Genomic DNA, 19145 nt, shown 5'->3' on the forward strand with positions numbered 1-19145 from the left:
ATGCTGGAAAAGCGCTTCGGCCACATCATTGGTATTTTCATCCTGCTAAGCCTTCTTGCGGGCCCTTCATCAGCTAACTCTCTGTTGATTTGGCCCATTTACCCTGTTATTGAGAGTCACCAGCAGGCAAGTGCACTTTGGCTGGAAAACAGAGGTAGCGAAACGGTCAATATGCAGGTGCGGATTTTTGCTTGGTCTCAGGTAGGAGGAGAAAATCAATACCAATCTCAACAAAGCGTTGTGGGTAGCCCACCCATGACGGCAATTGCTCCCGGGGAACGCCAGATGGTGCGCCTGATCCGCCAAGAACCCTCACCAATTGGCGAAGAGCAAGCCTATCGCATTATTGTTGACGAAATTCCGGCCCTAGCACCTAATAGCGGAGGAGAAAGCTCGCCTCGTGCCGCTGTGCAATTACAAATGCGCTACTCTCTACCCTTGTTTGTTTATGGTGAAGGAGCACTGCCCCCTGAACGTATCGCCTCCAGTAACATCCCCTACCCCGGCCTAACCTGGAGACTCGTAACACATGAGGGGCAGTCGCAACTAGAAATACACAACGCGGGTCAGCATCATGTGCGCCTAAGCCAAGTTACCTTTGAGCAACCAGGGCAGCGCAACGAAGTCACCAACGGGCTGCTTGGCTATGTACTGCCCAGGCAGGTACGACGCTGGCCACTACCCCAAAACATAAGACCTACTGGCGAGCTTCGCGCTCATATTTCGGGAGTCAGTCATCGCATTTCGGCCGAGTAGGCGCCAGCATGCTCCCGCGTATCCATTGGCATTTCCCGGCATGGCTCATGTTGGGCAGTTGCGCTTTACTTTTAACGGCGGTGTCTTTTCCTGCTATCGGCCAGGCATTGCCGCCACCGCCACGCGCGGGTGATCTCCAGGCAGTTTCGGAACTCCACCTGGAGATCATCGTCAATCAACGCTCCACCCAGCGTATCGAGCACGTTACCCAGCAGAATGGCGAACTGTTCATCAAGCGTGAGGTACTCCAACAACTAGGCCTTCCTAATAAACACCTGCAGCGTCAAGATAACATCATTAATATCAGCCAATTAGATGAATTAGAAGCGCGCTATCACAGCCCCAGCCAACGGCTATATCTGGAAGTACCTTCCCATTGGCTACCACATCAGTTTCATACTAATTTATCTCAAAACGAGACATTCGCACTTAACACCAGTCCTGGCGCACTGCTTAACTACGACGCTTATATCAGCGACACTCAGGGTGGCGCGACACTTGCCAGCTTAGGGCACGAAGCGCGACTGTTTGGTGCAGCGGGGACACTAAGCACCTCTGGCATTTACCGCGAGATAGTGACGGGAGAGAGTGGACAAGACAACGGCTACCGGCGCTTCGACACCCGCTGGGAGTACGCCGATCAACAGCGGATGCTTCAGTACAGCGCAGGAGACGTCATCACCAGACCACTGGGTTGGACAAATGCAGTTCGTCTTGGCGGCATTCATGTTTCTCGAAACTTTGCCCTTCGTCCCGATATCATCACCCACCCACTACCTGAGTTCAGCGGCGAAGTAGCGATTCCCACGACCCTCGATCTGTTCATCGATGGCGCGCAGCAATCCTCAATGGAACTAGCGCCGGGCCCCTTCACTGTCACCAATATGCCCATGGTCACCGGCGCTGGCGAAGCCACCATTGTGACCACCGATAGCCTGGGAAGACGAGTTTCCACTAGCCTGCCGTTTTACGTTTCCAGCGAACTGCTACAACCCGGTTTAAGCACCTTCAGTTTCAGTGCAGGTGCCCCGCGCCGCCACTTCGGCCAGCGTGATTTTGCCTATAGCGGAATGGCCGCCACCGGCAGCTATCGGCGCGGCATCAACAATCAATTCACCATGGAATTGCAAACTGAAGCTAGCGACGATTTAACCACTGCAGGCGCTGGCGGCACGTTTGGCTTATGGCAGCTAGGCACGCTAGAGACAGCCTACCGCCAAAGCCGCAGCGAAGGCGTCACCGGTAATGCCTACACGGCCGGATACCGCTACCGGAGCCGCCGCTTTAACATCGCTCTGCGCCACCAAGTAGAGCAGGCTGGTTTCACCGATCTATCTCGCCACATTCACAGCGCGACACGCGAAAATACGCAGCGGAAAGTTACCCAGGTTACCGGGGGTTTAAACCTTGGCACGCATGGGTCGCTTGCTGGCGGCTACTTTGACATCCAGACCGGTGACGATAGCCGTACTCAGCTGTTTAACTTGTCGTACAACCGCTCTCTATGGGATCGCATGCATCTCTCGCTCTCTGCCAACCGTGAGATAGGCGGCGGCTGGAACACCCTAGCCCAGATAACAGTGCCACTAAGCAGCCGTCCTGGCACATTAAGCACCAGCGTACGCCGAGACAATAACGGAGGAATGACCAGCAGAGTCCAATATGCCCACACCCCACCCATACAAGGCGGCTGGGGCTGGAACCTCGCCTATGAACACCGCGACACCGAAAGCAGTTACCGTCAGGCTGAAGTGGCTTGGCGGGGAGCTTCCACTGAATTACGAGGTGGCATTTTCGGCACCGACGACAATGACACACGCTATGCCGATGCCAGAGGATCGCTGGTATACATGGACAATCAGTGGTTCGCGACCAATTACGTGCGCGATGGATTTGTCGTCGTCAGTACCGATGGCCAGGCAGGCGTGCCGGTTCGCTACGAGAATCAATTAGTCGGCCATACCCGTGATAGCGGCCACCTACTCGTCCCCTGGGCCCGTGCCTACTACGCTGGTAAATACGAGATCGACCCACTGGTTCTTTCCGCCAACCTCAATGTCCCAACAATTGAGCAGCGCGTAGCGGTAAACCCAGGTAGCGGCTACCTGCTGCGCTTCCCGGTTGAACGTGTTATTGCCGCAACGATGGCCATTCTAGACAGGCAAGGCGAGCCACTGCCGTTAGGCTCTCGTGTTATCACTGACAACGGTTCAAGCGCGCTGGTGGGCTGGGATGGACTGACGTATCTCGAAGGCCTACAGAGTGACAACCAATTACAAGTGACACTGCCCGACGGTAGCGCGTGCGCGCTCAGCCTATCTATTGATACCCACATCGATGATATCCAGCAGCTAGGGCCTAAACCCTGTACTTAGAGGAGCGCCAACCAATGCCACTCACAACTCATCGCTGCTATCACCGCTGGCTGGCCGGAGCTCTATTGCTGGTTTTGTTATTGATTACTCCTACGGCTTGGGCGTGCACGGTAAGCCCAAGCACCAGCGCTAACTTTGGTAACATCAGTTCCTTTGCCATCACTAATACACCACACGACACATCTGCCCAACCCAATGCGGGTGCTGTTTGCCAGGGGTCTGTACTAGGGCTCGCGGTTGTGTCTGACCAATGGATTCGCGCAACGGTCACTAGTGCTAACCAAGGGGAGCTGGTCAATGTTACCAGCGGTGATGCCATTCCTTTTCGCATCTTCGCGCTGGCCTCAGAGAATGAAGAGATCTTTCTCAACACGACCTACAACTATTTCAACTCTGTACTCATCGACCTGCTCGGCCTGCTTGGCGGCCAAAGCGTCGACATCCCCATGGAGTTTCGCACCCAACCCACGGCCAATGTAGCCGCTGGCACGTACACCGACACCTTGACTGTCAATTGGAACTGGCGCATCTGTAATCTAGGTGTACTTGTGTGTCTCAGCTATCGTACCGGCTCGGGCACCAACACCATCACCATTAACCTGACTGTCACTCCAGACTGCGCCATTCAAGCACCCGACCTGAACTTCGGAAGCTCCCCACTGGTCGCCGGATTCAACCCAGTAACGCAAACCATCGATATTACCTGCACAAAAGGCAGCGACTACTCAGTAGGATTGAGCGATGGTCAGCATCCTGCTGCCAACATCCGCCGCATGGAGAACAATGGCCACTACCTGGAATACCAACTTTACAAAGGCACTACCGGCAACGACCGCTGGGGCAATACTGGCAGCGAACGACGCCCCTCCTCCTCCGCCGACACCAACCCCGGCACACCTAGTGGCATAACAAGCCAGGGCTTCACTTACCGAGGCAACATTCTACCGGGACAAAACACACCACCGGCAGGTACCTACACCGATATGATTGTTGTCGATGTTATTTTTTAGCCAAGGCGCTTTTCGAACCCAAAATCCCCCGCGGGTGCGCTGACGCTTACACCGCGCTACAAACACCGCTCTAAATCAGCCTACGGCACCTACCGTAGCGCGGCGTAACGAATCTCGCGAGGGACGAACGAATGAGGCACCCGCGTCATGGCCACGTAAGCAACACGATTATTTTACAGGGGGATTACCGCGAATCTAACTGAATCTGCTGCTTCCGGTTGTTTGGCAGCCTAATACTATTATTACTATGCAACCGCCCCAACCATTGCCATTACAAATGGCTTTATCGAATGCCGCACTGGAGTAATTCACCGAAACTTAGGAAAGATAATTTTCACTTTGGCAATTTATTAAACAGAAGGATTCTTTACCAGGCGCACGCTTTCTCTACAACATCAAAAATTAAACAAAAAATAGCATTTATCGTAGATAGAAACTCTTACAACAATCAAGTCCAGCACTAACAACGAATAGAAATATTCTCCATATACTGCATCAGATATCTTTCAAATGCATGAGAGATTCGCGATCGCGGTCGGTATCTTGCAGTAATAACAGAGATAGGAAATGGTATTAATGGCGACAGCTTCTTTAACCTATGGCTCTCGATTTGGTGCTGTTTTGCAGTATGCTCAGCGACAATCGCTATACCCACACCCTCCTGGCACATGATTAACGCTGGCGAAAAAAGATGTGATTCAGCGACAATATTACATTCAGCACCAACTAAATTAAAATTTTGTACTAAACGCTGGGTTGTTGCATGCCTACGATCTAATGTAACCAGTGGAAGACCACTTAGATGCTGCGGCGTCAACGTTTCCAATTCAAAAAGATCACTTTTGTTGGGCAACACGGCAATCAAATTGACTTGAAAAGGCGTTATTCTTAGCGATGGTGTTGGCGACGGCGTCTCTACAACACCTATGTCAAAATGCCCGGCGAGGACCGCATCTATAACTTTCGTTGAGGCATGCGTTTGGAGCGAAACATTGATGCCAGGATGTTCTCGCATAAATTCGGAAATTACGTAAGGCAACACCCCCATGGACACCCAACCTAGCGCTCCTACTGTCAGCATTCCACACTCTAACTTGGCTAGCTGATCAACCCTAATTTCCAAGGTATTCAGCACATCCAAGGCATGCGTCACCTCAATTAGAAGTGTCGCCCCCTCAGGAGTAATCTCCAGCTTACCTTTCATTCGTTTAAATAATACAAAACCAACCGTTTCTTCTAGCCTGCCCAGCATGTTACTCGCTGCAGGCTGTGATATACCCAACTGTCTGGCTGCGCCACTGATACTTCCAGTCATGGCAATCGCTTGAAACAACGTTAATTGTCGGGGATTTAACATATTGTGGGGCTGCTAAAGGTGTCGGTGTGGGGAAAGTGGATTTAACATATTAAAGCCTGACTTTATCTCGTTAGTAAGAGTCTTAGCCGTGACTGCCGCAAGGGTCAACCCCAAGTGACCATGCCCCGTATTGACCCAAAGCCCAGGGTGATGCCGCAAACCACCAACATAGGGAACACCATCCGGTGTGGTAGACCTAGCCCCTACCCATGGTTCGCGAACACCTGCTCCTAAGTGACGCTTCGCAATCCTATCAAGTTGAGTTATTCGATCGTTGTTCACCGGCGCATTATGCGACGCAAACTCTGATAATCCAGCAATTCTTATGCCCCCATTCATAGGAGTAGCAAAAACACCATGATTAGCTAGCCCTACAGGCCGAGATATTTCAATTGGCTCGTCAACAATCGCATGGTAGCCGCGTTCAGATACGATGGGCAAATCTATCCCCATTTTTTTTAGCAGGTATCCGGTAAAGGTACCTGTTGCAAGAACTACATGTTTCGCACAAAACTCACCACCTTTAGCAGTGACAGCTTGCCCACCCTCTATCGTTCGCACTGTTTCAATTTCAGATTTCTGAAACCTGCCACCAATAGATAAATAATGGTCAAATAGTTTTTTACTTAATTCATAAGGATCAGTAGAAAAGCGAGCGTCTGGATAAAAAACGCCACCACTATAATGACTCCTTAGCCCTATGACATTCTCCTTTACTTCGTTACTACTCAAGATAGAGTATGGGATATTAAAAGCTTTTTTGTACTGTGCTTCAATTTTCATAAAGTCCTGAAAGGTGCCGGGTTTATCAAATGCAACGACAACGCCAGACGACTTTACTAAAGATGCACAGCCTGCATCATCGAGCAAGTTTTCCCAGCAGTTCCAGGCATCCTTCATCATTGACCCCATACTGTAACCGCTCGACTCCCATTCTCGCTGCCTCGTAGCACGTAAGAAATACTTACCAAACTTCGATAATTTCAGCGCGTAGCTTGAACGAATAGATAGAGGACTATTTTTATCAAGCACCATTGGTACTAAGTTTTTTCGCAAGCTGGGGGTAATTAATGGCATAACAGCATAATTAGCGATGATACCCGCATTGCCATAGGATGTGTCTGCCCCTGGGAGACCTTTGTCGATTAAGCAAGTATCATATCCCATCTTTGCAAGTGAAATAGCACTACTCAGCCCTACAACACCAGCACCGACTACAATGACAGTATAATCCATAACTTTATTCTTCCAAAAGCAGTGCGGAAAAGCATTGCTCATCCGCACTATTGTTTATTTTATATTTTTTGCATCATCTATATAAAACTTGAGACTAACAATCCCAATATATAAAGAAGTAGCAATACATAGAGCGCTGAAAGTGTAGATAACCGCTGAGTACAAAATCATGACTTACTCCCCAGAACAGTATTGATACTAATAACTTTTTTGTCAGTAATCGCAAGCAGTACAAAAACTATTAGGTTCACAGACACACCAGCAAGTAGAGGCGTAAATCCGGTTAACTCCTGAAGCGGAAATGGCCCCCAATTCCATAGTGCTGTGGTTGCTCCACCAAGAACGATGGCTGAAATAGCGGCACGTTTACTCATTACGTCAAATAGAACCGCACCGATAAGAGGAATAATCATGGTAGGCGCCCATAGCGCATAGCTCATGAGTAGAGCATCTACGATAGAGGTCGCTGTTAAGGCGAATAGAGTAGCGGCAACGCCCACTATCAAGCTAACCCAACGCTCAATCTTCAAATGCTGTTTAGAGGTCGCCTTGGTATTTACATGCTTAGAGTATATGTCTCTTACAAAGACAACAGCTGTTGAGTTCAAGTAAGAGTCGGCCGTTGACATAACTACCGCCAATAGTGCGGCTAACACCAACCCTGTGACACCAATAGGTAAGATACTCTTGACTAATGTAGGCAGTGCTTGATCTGGTGCAATATCTGGGAATAGAACAACAGCGACTAGACCCAGAGTGGCTGTAATAGTGAAGAAAAGTAAACCAAACAAACCTGAGAGCATGTACCCTTTCTGCGCATTTTTAGGATCTGGCGCACAGAAAGCACGTTGGGCATAGGGCTGAACAAGCGCCTCACCGAGCATAAAGGCAACAAATATTGTTATAAATGTTGCAATTTCATAACTACCTATAACGCTGAAGTGCCCCACTGGTAGAGCTGCGACTAATTCAGCAGGCCCACCGATCTGATATAGACCGATGATGAGCGTGACAGGCAAGAAGATGCCTAGAAGCATGAACTGAATTACGTCAGTCTGAATGACTGCCCACATACCACCAGCCACCGAGTAGACCATTACAATACACATACCGATCAAAATTCCAGCAGTAATACTGATGCCTAGAATTGCTTGGAAGATAGTACCGATGGCAAGTGCTTGAGCGCCCAGTATGCCTATACAAAACACTAAAGATAAAACCGCACTAAGCAAACGCGCAAACCCACCATAATGAACTTCCATTATATCGCCCAACGTTTGAGCGCCGGGATAGCGTTTTAACTTTGGTGCGATTAACCAACCGGTTAGGAATGTTTGAATAGTAAATCCAGACGCTGCAAAGAGAAATACGTATCCATCGTTAAAAGTCTGTCCAGCCCTTCCCATACTTGAACCGCCGCCTAAAAAAGACGCAGAGAGCGTAGCGAAAAGTACTGGCCAAATTATTTTATTCCCTGCAACGGCGAAGTCATCGCTATCTTTTACTCTGAAAGCACTATAAACCCCTATGCCAATCATAAGCAGGAAATACAGGGCTATCATAGCCCAGTCAATATTGCTCATAGAACACCCGTTTATTGTTTATTGATGTCCGAACATTTTATGGCCATTACTCATAACTTGAAAGCCCATTAAGATTATTAACCTATAACATGAAGCTATACCTTCAAGAATCAAAAAAACACATATTATAAAAATATTGCAGCAAACAAAAATAATACAATCTCTCAAAAAACGAACAACATGTTGTATTTTTTATGAATAACTTAGCATCAAATAAGATTTCACTATACAGGTTGGAATTTAGTTAAATTGATATCTTTAACTAGCAACCTCCAGTGTCAAGATAGTTATCACCTAATTTTCTTTATCAGTAAGCGCGAAAAACCTAGTACTTTTAGCCTGGATTCATAGAATAAGCGCAGCACTTTAGATCACAAGGTAGAGACAGGAGGGCTAGCGCCGGTCCCCTCTCTGTCTTACCTACCAAAGCGAACCAGAGCATGAGATCCCGGCAAGGCTCTTCTCGACCCCAAAATATCGGCTCCCCACACAACCGTCATTCCCGAGTGGGGTTATCGGGAATCCACCTTGACCTTACCCGCTGGGCCACCGAACGCCTGAATCAAACTGGATTCCCGCTAAGGGCATGCGGGAATGACAGAACGGTGGGAATAGTAGTGTTAATGGCAAGAAAAAAGCCGCTGCAGGGTGAACTGAGCGGCTTCTTTTAGCAATATTATTGGCCGTTGACCTTACACGTCATAACCTGCTTCGCGAGCAAGCGTAGTGTTAGCTTGCAGCCAGCCTTCAATATGACCACAATCGAAGGTGCGGCCATGCATACGGAACGCCTGTACGGTTTTACCTTCCTGCATCAAGCGATCGATGGCATCCGTTAGCTGGATTTCATTACCCGCACCAGGTGGCTGGTCACACAGCAGCTCCATAATGCGATATGGCAGCACATAGCGGCCAATAACCGAAAGGCGTGAAGGCGCTTCTTCAGGCGTCGGCTTCTCTACAACACCGCGCATGTTGGCGCTCTCACCGGCAGCAGGCTCATCACAGTCCACAATGCCATAACGATAAACGTCTTCCTTAGGCACCGCTTCCACCATGATTTGCGAAGCGCTATTTGTATTCCAACGCTCTACCATGCTGCCCAGATCACAAGCCGTACTGCCAACTTGTGGCTTCACCAGCACATCAGGAAGGATGACGGCAAATGGCTCGTCTTTGTCTAACAGGTGCGCGGCACAGAAAATCGCATGGCCCAAGCCTTTTGCATTTGGTTGGCGAACACTGGTCACTTTGAGTTTTTTGGGTGAAATGGCCGATAGTGTCTCCAGCAACGCACTCTTGCCTTTACTGGCTAATGAATGCTCAAGTTCAAAGTGAGCATCAAAATGATCTTCAATGGCTGATTTCCCAGCCCGAGTTACCAGAATGATTTCATTAATACCCGCCGCCAGCGCTTCTTCCACCACGTGTTGAATGAGCGGACGATCCACAACGGGTACCATCTCCTTGGGAATCGCCTTGCTGATGGGTAGCAGGCGTGTGCCAAAACCGGCTACCGGAATAATCGCTTTGCGCACTTGAGTCATTAACCACTTCCTTTATCGTTTCGTTGCTTACGCCACTCATTCACTTTGTGTAGCAACTGAGTAGTACTCGGATCTTCTACATTTTGATGCTCAACCGGCTCATCTGCCAGCGTTTGGTAAAGGCTTGTTGCTAACTGCTTGCCAAGCTCCACCCCAGGTTGATCAAAGGGGTTTAAATTCCACAAAACCGATTGGACGAAGACCTTGTGTTCATAAAGCGCTAACAAGACGCCCATCGACCATGCATCCAGCGTCTTTAACAGTACAACAGAATTGGGCTGATTACCGCGATACCCCTGCGCCATATAACCGCGAAGTGCTAGGGGAATTGCATCATCACCTAACGCAAACAGCTGCGATTGAGCTAAACAGTGAGCTAAAGTTAATTGCTCTTGGGCTTCAAGTGCACGGGTTACTTTTTCACAGGCCGCCACTGGGCGCTGCGCAACCGCCACAAAATCAGCACTAACCGTATGGCTACCTTGATGCAAAAGTTGGTAAAACGCATGCTGGCCATTCGGCCCTACATCCCCCCACAAAATAGGGCAGGTGGCATGAGTAACAGACCGGCCATCTAGACCAACGCTCTTACCGTTAGATTCCATTTCCAACTGCTGCAAGTACGCAGGCAAGCTTTTTAACCGGCCATCATAAGGAAGCACCGCATGAGTAGGAATGTTTAAAAACTGAGAGTTCCAGGCCCCTACCAAGGCCATCAATACTGGTAAATTTGATGCTAACGGCGCCTCCAGAAAATGCTTATCCATGGCATGCGCCCCTTCCAACAGAGCATCGAAGTACTCCACTCCCAGTTGCATCGCCACGCTTATTCCAATAGGCGACCACAGCGAAAAGCGCCCGCCGATCCACTCTTTGAACACCAGCTGCTGCGCTTCTGGAATGCCAAAATCTGTCATTTTTTCAGGCTTAGATGACACACCAATCAACTGGTAACGGCAAACGGTCGCTTCATCTACCTCTAGTGCGTGACTTAACCACGCAAGCGCCGTACGTACGTTAAACTGAGTATCTGCGGTAGTGAAGGATTTGGAGGCCAGCACCAGTAGCGTAGTCGCAGGGTTTAAGCTCTCCATTAAGGGTAGCAGCTGGGCGCCATCCATCGTAGAAACATAATGCACGTCTACTTTAATGCTACTGGGGCGATCTGCTAACGCTTCACTGATCAGTTTTGGTCCCAAGTCAGAACCACCCACACCAATATGCACAATATCGGTGATCGCTTGCCCAGTGGCGCCATACCACTCACCACGATGAACCCGCTTAACCATCTCCGACATACGCTCACGCTGGTGCTGACAAAAAGCCGCTGCACTTTCCATCCCCTCTGGCGGCTCTTCGTTAGCTGGCCACCTTGCAGCCATGTGCAGGGCAGCACGCCTTTCAGACGTATTGACCTGCTCACCAGCAAACAGCGCCTGCCGTTTAGCAGTTAGCCCACAGCTTTCTGCCCATGCCGTTAAAAGCTCGATGGTTTCAGTCGTTAAACGCTGCTTGCTGAAATCAATATGCAGGCTACCGAAGGTGAATGCCAATGCACGGGCACGCTGTTGAGCACAGGCAGAATCATTACCTAAAAGATCACTTAAGGACTGGGCGTAAAGATGTTCTGCATGCACATGCAGTTCATTTACGGGTGTATAAACACGTGGATTTACGTTAGAAAGCGGTGAGTTCATATTGTCTTCCTTGATAAATTAAGGGATGACCTGACAAATATACAAGGCAAAAGCCAAGCCAAATCACCCCTCATCACATTCAACGCGAGAGTTTACAATAGGATGACAAAGAATTGTTAAGTAAGAGTAGCAATCTCGTACTCCGATAGCTGCCTTTGCGGGTGCGCTTCGCTTACCACGCACTACTACATCAGTGCATTCAATAGGCTATGTAACATGCGACAACGCCCACTACTTACCCTTTAGCACACCAGAAAGCAACGCGGTGGCGCTTTCAATTAACTCGTCCAAATGCTGCGAGCCTTTGAAGCTTTCAGCGTACACTTTATAGAGCGATTCAGTACCACTGGGGCGGGCCGCAAACCAACCATTATCAGTTGTTACCTTCAAACCACCAATGGCTGCGCCGTTGCCGGGGGCATTAACCAATACCGCGGTGATCGGGTCACCGGCTAACGTGGTTTCCGTAACACTGTCAGCAGTAAGCTTCTTAAAAGCTGCTTTTTCTTCAGCTGTACAGGCAGTATCGACGCGCTTGTAGAACGGCTCGCCGAAGCGTTCGATTAATGAACGGTAGTACTCACTGGGCGTTTTCCCTGTGACCGCAGTAATTTCAGCCGCTAACAAGCAAAGCGCAATGCCGTCTTTATCAGTAGACCAAGCCTTTCCATCGCGTGTTAACAAGCTCGCACCAGCACTCTCTTCACCACCGAAGGCAAGCCATCCCTGGTGCAGCCCTTCAACAAACCACTTAAAGCCAACCGGCACTTCATAAAGCTCACGTTGATGGGCAGCCACAACCCTATCAATCATTGAAGAAGACACCAGCGTCTTACCTATGTTGAGCGTTTCCGCCCACTCAGGACGATGGCCAATCAAATAGTCCACGCACACCGCTAAAAAGTGATTCGGATTCATCAACCCGTTGGCATCCACAATGCCGTGGCGATCAGCGTCAGGGTCGTTGCCAAAAGCGAGATCAAAGCGGTCTTTGATCTTTAACAAGTTAGCCATGGCATCAGGGCTAGAGCAATCCATACGAATCTTACCGTCGTGATCCAACGGCATAAAATCGAAACTGGCATCTGTTGATGTATTGACCACCTCAAGATTCAAGCCATAGTTCTCAGCCACTGCCTGCCATACTGGCAGCGCTGTTCCACCCATGGGGTCAACGCCAAGAGTGAGGTTAGCGTTTTGGATAGCAGCCATGTCCACCACCTCGCCCAGCTGAGCTACATAGTGGGCAGTAAAATCATACGCTTGCGCATGCGCCAGCGCCTGCTCTAACGGCACCGGTGAAATATCACATAACTGACGTAGCAAATAGGCATTGGCGCGAAGCTCAATCCATTTTGTTGCTTCGGTATCCGCTGGCCCGCCATGCGACGGGTTGTACTTAATACCGCCATCTTCAGGTGGATTATGGGAAGGGGTAATAATCAAACCATCGGCTAACGCAGTGTCTGGTGCTGCCTGAGGATTGAGTTGGTTATGCTGCAAAATTGCACGACTGACCAGTGGTGTAGCCGTAATACCATTATCTTTTTCAATGAATACAGGCACCTTATTGGCGGCCAGCACCCGCAACGCACACTCCCATGCGGGTTTTGAAAGTGCATGAGTATCGTAGCCAAGGAACATCGGGCCTTGATAGCCTGCCTCAGAGCGGTAATCAACCACCGCTTGAGTAATCGCAAAAATGTGCGCAGCGTTAAATGTGCGATCGGTAGCACGCCCTCGGTGACCTGAGGTTCCAAATGCCACACGCTCTTTTGCAATGTTGGCATCTGGAGTTTCATCAAAAAACGCCTTAACGATGGCATCCATTCTATTTGCTCCCTGATTAATATTTGGCTAATCCGCACGCGCTTGCCAGAACCTTAGTGCACGCTGCGGATTACCGATTTCACTGGCGTCTTTTGCGGCCTGCTGCGCCATTTTAGCCGTCGCCATTGGATTATTAAGTAGCTGCTCAATAGCAGCTTGCCAAGCCTCTGGGACATCTTCTACCAACAGCCCATTGACCCCGTCGCTCACCACATCGTTATAAGGATAACGATTAGAATAGACACCTACTCCGCCCATCGCAGCTATATCGAGAAACTTAATAAATGACTTGCCCTGATTAAAGGGTGTGTTTAATAACGGCGCTAGACCAATGTGCAGCTGACACTTAGCCTGATAACTGCGAAAAGCGTGCCAAGGTAGCGGGTCTGGTGCCAAAACATTAGGTAATTCTACCAAGGCCTTTGGCGTATGCTTACCCAGCATCAGCTCAAGCTGTGTGTCGTTGCGAGTTTGCTGAATAGCCTGCAGTGCAGGAGCAATGTGCATTAAGTCATTCAGGTGCGCTCTAGTACCGTGGAAACCAATTCGCCACGGTGCTGAGGATGAAGGAGATGACTCAAAGTGAGTCTTTATTGGCAGCGTAGCAATAAGAGGCGGCGTTAAGACTGATACGCACTGGTGATGAGGACGAAAACGCTCAGCCAAAACAGCGCTGCAAGCAATTACTTCATTGCTTAATGCCATTAAACGGGGCTGAAGCTTAGCAACGCGCGCCATACGCTTTCGGTAAGCTGGCGGCAAAGTGGGATCGTTGGCCGCCGCACCAATATCATCATCAATTAGATAACCGATATAGCCAAATGCTTGGCGATGCCGTTCTAGCCAGCGCAGCCAGCTCAACGGCAGCGAGCGGCATAGCAACACATTTGCGCCCGCATACTGATGTAAAAAAGAGCGGCCATAACGCCAAGCCGCACCAAAAGAGCGCGAAGTAACAGCGCGCTCAATCATTGCACCCTGAGTTCGCATTGCCGGAGCAGCCGACTCAAGAAAGTAGATATCTTCAGTCGGCAGGCCACCATCGCTAAGAACGACCCAACGCGTGTGGTAACTCCTCACCCTACCCCCTCACTTGAGCGAAAAATCTTCATGCACAAGCGTTAAATTGGGATTGTAAGCGGGGTCGCTGTCTAGGTGCTTACCCCAGGTACGGCGCATATAAGCAACTTCACTCAGCCAGCGGGCGCGTTTAGTAGGTGTATCGTCGGCACCGCGAGAGATAGACTCATGGTGGTAAAGTTCAGCAAACGGAGACCACAAGTTACGGTAACCTGCTTGCCTAACCTTTAAACACAAATCAACATCGTTATAGGCAACGCTTAATTTCTTCTCGTTTAAGCCGCCCACGTTATTGAACACATTCTTGCGCAGCAGCAAGCAAGCAGCGGTCACCGCAGATAAGTTCTGGACCAACTTCAAACGACCAGCGTAACCATCACTTTCACGCGGGAAGAAGCGATGCGCATGGCCTGCTACGTCTCCCAAACCAAGGATTACCCCACCATGCTGCAGCATACCGTTTGGGTAGTAGAGTTTAGCCCCGACACAGCCAATTTCAGAGCGGCAGGCCTGACTTACCATCTCGGTTAACCAATGCTCATTGACTGGTTCTACATCATTATTAATCAACCCAATGATGCTGCCATGGGACTGCGCCGCGCCAAAATTATTGATCGCTGAATAGTTAAACGGATGATCCCAATGCAATACACGAACACGCGGGTCGCGCTTCGCTACGTCATCCATGTAGGCAATGGTTTCCGGGCAGTCACTCTGGTTGTCTAGAATCAGCAGTTCAAAATGGGTGTAGGCGGTGCGCTCTAAAATGGCATCCACACACGGTCGTAAAATATCAACGCCATTACGAGTAGGCACTAACAAGCTCACTAGCGGCGCGGGATTAGGAATTGGCCACTCAATTCGCACTGAGCTTTCCAACAAACCAGGGTGTACTACCGCTTTTGCGCTAGCCACTTGCTGCTTCAATACGCTGCTGACCAACGAAATAGCATCCTGCTGGTGAAGCGGATGAGGAAAGTCTTCACTACGGTGATACAACATGGCAGGCAAATGACACACCGACTTTTCGTTACCGTGAGTCACTTTCCACATCATAAAGGTGAGTGCTAGTGCATAATCAACCGCAGCTCGGCTGGTCAGATGAGACAGCAAATCCGTCTGCTCAGACTCCAGTTGCCACAGCAGCCGCCGTTTGTAGAGCGCTACACGACCAATGTAGTTGGTCGAAAGCAACAAATCTGGATTCCAGCCAGGCTTGAAATTTGGCTTGCAGCGTTTGCCATCTGCTCCCAGTACATCTTCATCACTATAAAACAGCTGTGCCTCAGGATGATCATTCCAGGCTTTTGCCAGCTGACATAATGCTTCCTTCGCTAACTGGTCGCCCCAGCTAATTCGCATGACCCCATCGCCCTGGGTTTGAATGAACCCTTGATGGTCTAACTTTGCCAAGGTGCGATGATAACTATGGATCAAGTTGATACGGCTAGTGGTGGGAATATAACGCTCTAACGCTTTTCGCTGCGCATCGGTGATCTCAGCGGAAAGCACAATAAAGACTTCCCAAAAAAAGTAACTTTGTGCTTTTAAAGAGTTAATGGTGGCAATGAAAGGCGCTTCACCCTGCTCTAAATCACTCAGCGTAACCGGCATGATAATCGAGAATAGCGGCGCGGTTTTCAGGCCCGCAATAATCGATTGAGGATCTTCAACAGTCTCTTTCTCGGTGGTACTTACCCAACGCGCATAATCTTCAGACACATGCTGCTTTGCGTGGGTTTGGTTATATTCCGCCAAGGCAATTCGACGCCAATTGCGGCCTTGGGCAACGGATTCAATGTGAAAGTGCCGCACAACGTCGCGCGTTCTCATGCCTTTATAACTGACGTGGTTATTGATCAACCGTCGCGCCAAGCGGCTTCGGGCGAACCAAGGTGTTAACCACACCCACTCTGCCGTTAAGTTTGCCAACGCTGCTTCACTAGCGAGAAACGAAAAGGCAATTTTTTTCACCCCAAGCGGCACCCAAAGAATTCGCTTAGTGGTCTTACCAGGGCGCAGCGAGACGGATGTTTCGAGAATGCCTTTACGGGTATAGAAAAGAATCGTGGCCGCGCCATGGGCATCTGCCCCTAGCCCGTCCAGTTCTAGCATATTCCAGCCGGGAAGAGGCTTTTCTCCTTCACTAACACAGTAGGTACTTGCCTTTACGGGCGTATTTACATTTGCTGCTGCTTCACTTTTAAAGGCAGGTGCAGCGGCCACACGAATACTGGGATTACGCCGCCAAAAAGAGGGCACAGCACTGTGCCTTCCAATAGCAGCCATCATTTCTTTTAAACTGACAATATGTTGCCTCATCGCCATCCTTAACCCATTCCGCCACCAAGGCAACACTTACACAAGATGGCTGCTGGCAATCTGTTCCCAGCGCAGCAACCCCAAGGTTTGAAGATAATCATTTGATGCGATGATACGCTTTTCATGAACACCTTCAAACGCCTTCTCGTCCAGCTGTGCACACTTTTGGTGAATCACCTCATCCAGATTATGGGTAACCGTCGGTATCTGCACCACAAAACGGGCATTGGTCTGAGTTGCTAAATACGCTGGAGCAACCGCTTTTACTAGGTCAGGATCTACATTGCCCGCGCTATGCACAAATACAATGCGCTGAAACACACGGCATAAATAGTTAAACATCGAGTAGCTAGAGGAAGAACCAAAAATCAAACACGTGCCTGCCATCAAGGCCTCTGGATACTCAATAACCAGTAGTCGGCCAAAGTTGGGCAAGCCGTTATCGTAGGTTTTATAGCGAGAATGACTAAAAGAAACCAGCACATCAACGCTAGATGTCTGCTTAGGGGTTAGCTTATTACCGAGATCACCGCCCATCGCTCTATTTTTATAACGATCTTTTTTAAACAGCGCCATGCAGGCCTTCTTTTCGACACCCAGCTTCACCGCTAGCGCAATCGTTGCGGCCAACGCCCCCTGATGGGTCCAATGGGTATCAGTAGGAATAAACGCTCCATCCCCCAAGGCTTTCAGTTCCTTGACAGGGTAAACCACCCCATCAGAAGCACTAAGACTAAGCACCTGATGCATGGGACCAGAAGCGCCCTCTTCACGTGGGTGATAGCTTGCCCCCATAACGCTTTCTTTAGAAGGCGCCACTAGCAATGCCCAAGGAAATTCACCAGCAACATTTTCAAGCTGATGGAGATAATTATCCCAACCGTGTATGCCAGCTTTTGTCAGGCGCATACGCCCCATAAACTGGTCAACGCTACCATTAGTGTCGTTATCCAAAAACAGCCAACCTTGCTTACCTTGCAACACTTTCAGTTGCTCTGCGGATTCCACGTCTTGAGTATCAACCGTTACTTCTTGCAGTAGCCAACGCGCTTCCTCAAGTGCCAACCATAAACGAAAGCTGCCAAGCTTAGGGGGAACCGTAAAACGAAAACCACATACGCGCTGGGGGTGATCGTCCGCCGACACACAAAAAATATTCTTAATGACGTCAGGGCGATCAATCTCAAGGGGATGGCACAGCTCAAAAGCAGACTGCCACTCAGCCACAATGCGAACTTGTGAATGCATTTCTATGAGACTTTCCGGCAATAGCAGCCAACCTTGAACTACCCGCCCAGAAGGCTGAAAGCGCGAACCACGCTGCTCTGAAGGATAATCCAGCGCCCAGCGTTCTATGGGTGGATGTTCGCTTGTGGTAGTGGAAGACCACTCTTTTAGGCGGCGTTTCAGCCAGCGGGTTAACTCCGAGCCAGAAGAGGGCTCAGTAGGAACTGTTTTACTAGCCTGCTCGTTGGTCTCCGAGCCGCTAATGGCTTGCTTTTTATCAGCAAGCTGCTGCAACCATTTCATTTGTTTTTTGACCTTAGGCGCGAGTTCAGCAGCTAAATGACACACAACATCGTTGCGATCATGGCGCATAAAATAGTCGCGCTGCTTATGATAGTTAGCTGTTGTGGCACTGCCCCGTTTGGATTTACCCAACACAAACTCTTCAACTGATTTCACTAAATAGTGGTTAATGCGAGCACCTTCCCAGGTGACATGCTCACTTAACCCAAACCACGGTTTTCCTTGCTGGTTTACACGTGGGACTAAGGGTTGTCCCAGGCTATTAATATAATGACCACGCTTTAAACGTGCATAGTGAGGGTTATCAAAGCGCTTAACATAGCGTGGACGAACCACGCTTTTAAAATGATGATTGGGGCCGAATTCCTGATTAGCTCGCTGAGTAAAGCGCTCAATAACTAACCCATCCTCACGGAATTTTGCGCCATTGGAACCAAAGCAGGCCCAATTCAAGCCTAGCGCGCCAACGTCAGGCGAAATAAAGCGCTCTTCTAGCCACGCCAATAGTGTTTGCCCTTCAAGACTCGGCAACAAATACTCATCAGCATCAATAAAAGCAACTAAATCAATGCCTTTAGGGCATTTTTCTAAAAGCATTTGATAAGCAGGCAACTGGGGAGGCGTCTCTCCTGTTGGCACTGAAATCAGTGTTACCAGGCCCTGCTCAGCAAGCACCGACAAGAATTCGTTCGTGCCATCAGTACTGTCGTTATCAGCCATTAAAAAATGGCTGGCCCCCACCGCAAGATGGAACGCCAGCCACTCAACCAAGCTGTCTAATTCATTTTTAACAATGGCAGCAATCGCAAGCTTCAAATAAAA

At 49.4% G+C, this 19145-nt stretch carries 12 protein-coding genes; 3 read left to right on the plus strand and 9 right to left on the minus strand.

The annotated features are described in order from the left end of the window. Genes ACN06F_RS11765 through ACN06F_RS11775 form a run of 3 tightly spaced genes read left to right on the plus strand, consistent with a single transcriptional unit; the run spans position 1 to position 4141 of the window. Complete coding sequence (locus ACN06F_RS11765) at positions 1–756, plus strand: fimbrial biogenesis chaperone (RefSeq protein WP_433923953.1); 756 nt, start codon at positions 1–3, stop codon at positions 754–756. A gap of 8 nt (positions 757–764) precedes the next feature. Then, positions 765–3131 (plus strand): fimbria/pilus outer membrane usher protein, encoded by a 2367-nt coding sequence (locus ACN06F_RS11770; RefSeq protein ID WP_433923954.1) that lies wholly within the window; start codon positions 765–767, stop codon positions 3129–3131. Between the two features lie 14 nt (positions 3132–3145). After that, the gene (locus tag ACN06F_RS11775) at positions 3146–4141 is read left to right on the plus strand and encodes a Csu type fimbrial protein (RefSeq protein WP_433923955.1); all 996 of its coding nucleotides are present in this window, start codon (positions 3146–3148) and stop codon (positions 4139–4141) included. A 460-nt stretch (positions 4142–4601) separates the two neighbouring features. Here ACN06F_RS11775 and ACN06F_RS11780 read toward each other — a convergent pair whose 3' ends face one another. The 9 genes from ACN06F_RS11780 to ACN06F_RS11820 form a co-directional block, all read right to left on the minus strand. Further along, positions 4602–5498, minus strand: a complete 897-nt coding sequence (locus ACN06F_RS11780) for a LysR family transcriptional regulator (protein WP_433923956.1) — start codon at positions 5496–5498, stop codon at positions 4602–4604. Between the two features lie 12 nt (positions 5499–5510). Further along, a complete protein-coding gene (locus ACN06F_RS11785) occupies positions 5511–6734 on the minus strand; it encodes an NAD(P)/FAD-dependent oxidoreductase (protein WP_433923957.1) in 1224 nt (407 codons plus the stop codon). A 167-nt stretch (positions 6735–6901) separates the two neighbouring features. Then, positions 6902–8317 (minus strand): sodium:solute symporter family protein, encoded by a 1416-nt coding sequence (locus ACN06F_RS11790; protein ID WP_095603264.1) that lies wholly within the window; start codon positions 8315–8317, stop codon positions 6902–6904. Between the two features lie 692 nt (positions 8318–9009). After that, complete coding sequence (locus tag ACN06F_RS11795) at positions 9010–9864, minus strand: UTP--glucose-1-phosphate uridylyltransferase (RefSeq protein ID WP_038485883.1); 855 nt, start codon at positions 9862–9864, stop codon at positions 9010–9012. Continuing rightward, complete coding sequence (gene pgi / locus ACN06F_RS11800; RefSeq protein WP_433923958.1) at positions 9864–11561, minus strand: glucose-6-phosphate isomerase; 1698 nt, start codon at positions 11559–11561, stop codon at positions 9864–9866. Before pgi ends, ACN06F_RS11795 begins: the two co-directional genes overlap by 1 nt. Positions 11562–11792: 231 nt before the next feature. Continuing rightward, a complete protein-coding gene (gene pgm, locus ACN06F_RS11805; RefSeq protein WP_433923959.1) occupies positions 11793–13391 on the minus strand; it encodes a phosphoglucomutase (alpha-D-glucose-1,6-bisphosphate-dependent) in 1599 nt (532 codons plus the stop codon). A gap of 27 nt (positions 13392–13418) precedes the next feature. After that, on the minus strand, positions 13419–14471 hold the full coding sequence (locus ACN06F_RS11810; protein WP_433923960.1) for a glycosyltransferase family 1 protein: 1053 nt from the start codon (positions 14469–14471) through the stop codon (positions 13419–13421). A 9-nt stretch (positions 14472–14480) separates the two neighbouring features. Continuing rightward, positions 14481–16793 carry a glycosyltransferase family 2 protein gene (locus ACN06F_RS11815; protein ID WP_433923961.1) on the minus strand — a complete coding sequence of 771 codons (2313 nt, stop codon included), beginning with the start codon at positions 16791–16793 and terminating at the stop codon, positions 14481–14483. A 36-nt stretch (positions 16794–16829) separates the two neighbouring features. Beyond that, positions 16830–19139: a glycosyltransferase family 2 protein gene (locus ACN06F_RS11820; RefSeq protein WP_433923962.1), complete on the minus strand. Its 2310-nt coding sequence runs from the start codon at positions 19137–19139 to the stop codon at positions 16830–16832. Between the last annotated feature and the right edge of the window lie 6 nt (positions 19140–19145).

The organism is Vreelandella sp. 21, assembly GCF_050995515.1.
GTDB lineage: Bacteria > Pseudomonadota > Gammaproteobacteria > Pseudomonadales > Halomonadaceae > Vreelandella > Vreelandella alkaliphila.